General features: G+C 70.9%; 2 protein-coding genes. One reads left to right on the top strand and one right to left on the bottom strand.

The window, feature by feature from the left end:
- Positions 1-1,125: serine/threonine-protein kinase (locus tag E7Z54_RS19420; protein ID WP_136436374.1), on the bottom strand; the 1,125-nt coding region annotated here is incomplete at its 3' end.
- A gap of 113 nt (positions 1,126-1,238) precedes the next feature.
- On the opposite strand from E7Z54_RS19420, the gene tyrS reads away from it, so the two are divergent.
- Positions 1,239-2,510, top strand: a complete 1,272-nt coding sequence (gene tyrS, locus E7Z54_RS19415; protein ID WP_240769793.1) for a tyrosine--tRNA ligase — start codon at positions 1,239-1,241, stop codon at positions 2,508-2,510.
- Positions 2,511-2,824 lie beyond the last annotated feature (314 nt).

The raw sequence follows: 2,824 nt of genomic DNA, 5'->3' as shown, positions 1-2,824 counted from the left end.
TGCGGGGTCTCCGCCCGCGCCGTTGCGGAGCAGCAGGCCGAGGCCCAGCAGCACGAGTGCCGCGACGGCCGCGGCCGCGATCACGACGGTACGACGCCCAGGGGCCTGACGGCCGCGACCGCCGGACTCGCGGGAGGGGATCGGCGGGGGAGGGCCCTCCGGCGGCGCAGGGGGCTGCGGGGACGGTGGCTCGGGGGCCGGTGGGGTCGACGGCTTCGGCGGCTCCGGGGTGAAGGCGACCGTCGCCAGGTCCGTCGAGCTGCCAGTGCCCGGTGCGGCCACGGCCGGAATCACGAGCGTGGACTCCGGTGGGGCGGGCTCCCGCTCGGACAGGAAGTCGCAAACCTCGGCCATGGTCGGCCGAGCCTCCGGGTCGCGGGTCATGGTCATCCCGACGATGGGAGCCAGCCAGCCGGCCGTCGGCAGCCGCGGTGGATCGTCATGCGCGATCCGGAACAGGACGGTGAGCACGGCGTTGTCCTCGCCCTCGCGGTGGTACGGCGGCCGCCCGGACAGGGCGTGGAAGAGGGTCGCACCGAACGACCAGACGTCACTCGCCGGCGTCGCGCTCCCACCGGTCGCGACCTCGGGAGCGATGTAGGCCGGTGACCCGGTCACCGCACCGGTCTGGGTGAGGGTCGCGTCGTGGGCCGCGCGGGCGATGCCGAAGTCCGACAGCTTCGCCTCCCCGTCGGTGCGGACGAGGATGTTGGACGGCCTCACGTCGCGGTGGACGATGCCGAGTTGGTGCGCGGCCGCCAGCGCGTCCGCCACGGGTGCGAGCAGGCCGGCGAGCTCGTCGGGCGCCACCGGTCCCTGCTCGCGGATGATCGTCGAGAGCGGGCACCCGTCGACGTACTCCATGACCAGCCAGTAGTGGTCGTCGTCGTCCTGGATCAGGTCGAACACCGAGATGACGTTGGGATGGTTGACCTGCGCGGCGAGCTGCGCCTCGCGCTCCGCGCGGACCGTCTCGGTGTCCTCCGCGCCGGGCGGCGGACCGACGCGCTTGATCGCGACCGGTCGCCGGAGGACCTCGTCGTTGGCCGCCCAGACAGCCCCGCACGCCCCCCGTCCCACCTCCCGGTCGAGCCTGTACCTGTCGGCCACCCGCGTGATCGTCATGTCGCTCTGGACGGTACCCACTGGCCGTCCGTGGAACCCATTCGTCCCAGGCCTCGGAGATGGGGCAGGCTTGGGGCCGTCAACAGCCGAGACGACCGACCGGAAGGACCGACGTGCCCGTCGACCCCACCCTCCTCGACGACCTCGCGTGGCGCGGCCTGCTGGCCGAGTCCACGGACCGCGATGCGCTCCGCGCTGCGCTGTCCGAGGGGAGCCTCAAGTTCTACGTGGGATTCGACCCGACGGCGCCGAGCCTCCACATGGGCCACCTCGTCCAGATCCTCGCCGCGCGGCGGCTCCAGCTGGCCGGCCACAAGCCGCACGCACTCGTGGGTGGCGCGACCGGCATGATCGGGGACCCCAAGGAGTCGGGGGAGCGGACCCTCAACTCCGCCGACACCGTGAAGGAGTGGACCGACCGGGTCCGCGCCCAGATCGAGCCGTTCCTCTCCTTCGAGGGCGAGAACGCCGCGAGGATGGTCAACAACTACGACTGGACCGCGCAGCTCTCCACGATCGACTTCCTGCGCGACATCGGCAAGCATTTCCCGGTCAACCGGATGCTGGGCCGCGACGTGGTGGCCCGCCGCCTCGAGCAGGGGATCAGCTACACCGAGTTCAGCTACGTGCTGCTGCAGTCCTTCGACTTCCTCACCCTCTACCGCGAGCACGGCGTGACCCTCCAATTCGGAGGCTCCGACCAGTGGGGCAACCTGACCGCCGGCGTCGAGCTGATCCGCCGTGCGGCCGGCGGCAAGGCGCACGCGTTCGCGACACCGCTGCTGACGAAGAGCGACGGGACGAAGTACGGCAAGACCGAGGGCGGCGCGCTGTGGCTGGACCCGGAGATGATGGCGCCGTACGCCTTCCATCAGTTCTGGCTGAACGTCGAGGACGAGAAGGTCGGTGAGCTCCTGCGGGTCTTCACCTTCCTCGGTCGGCAGGAGATCGAGGAGCTCGAGGCTCGGCATGCGGAGAAGCCGTTCCTGCGTGAGGCCCAGAAGGTCCTGGCCGACGAGGTGACCACCCTCGTGCACGGCGCGTCCGAGACCGAGCAGGCCAAGTCGGCTGCGGAGGCGTTGTTCGGCGGCGGTGACGTGCGAGCGCTGTCGCCGGCGACGCTGGCCGCCGCACTCGGCGAGGCGGGGGCCGTGGAGCTCCCCGGCTCGGCCGGCATCCCCGACGTGGTGGAGCTGCTGACCGCCACGGGACTGGCGAAGTCCAAGGGCGAGGCCCGGCGGACGGTCGCCGAGGGCGGGGCGTACATCAACAACGTGCGCATCGAGGACCCCGAGCACGCGCCCGCCAGCTCCGACCTCATCGGTGGCTCCTGGCTCGTGCTGCGCCGGGGGAAGAAGCGGTTCGCAGGCGTGCGGGTCGTGTGAGCGAGGCGCCTCGAGGCCCTGTGCCCCGGGTCACTCGACCCCGATTTGTGTCGCGTCGGGGGTGTGCCGTAATGTTCTGGTTGTCGCAGGGAGCGGCGGGAAGCAAGACGCTCATCGTCAGGTGAGCGGAGGGCGTCCGGCCCCGGCGACCACCACTCTCACACCAGAACCGGTGTGGTCGGCACTGTCTCGCGACAGGGACCACTTCACGGCAACGGTCGTGTGTGCGGTGACATCAGCTCGGAGACTCGACCGGAGACGGTGAGCTCCGCGGCGTGTGATGTTTGAGAACTCAACAGTGTGTCATGCATATG

The sequence above is a fragment of the Nocardioides sp. genome, from assembly GCF_004803405.1.
Classification (GTDB): domain Bacteria; phylum Actinomycetota; class Actinomycetes; order Propionibacteriales; family Nocardioidaceae; genus Nocardioides; species Nocardioides vastitatis.
This window is presented reverse-complemented; position numbering and strand designations above follow the sequence as displayed.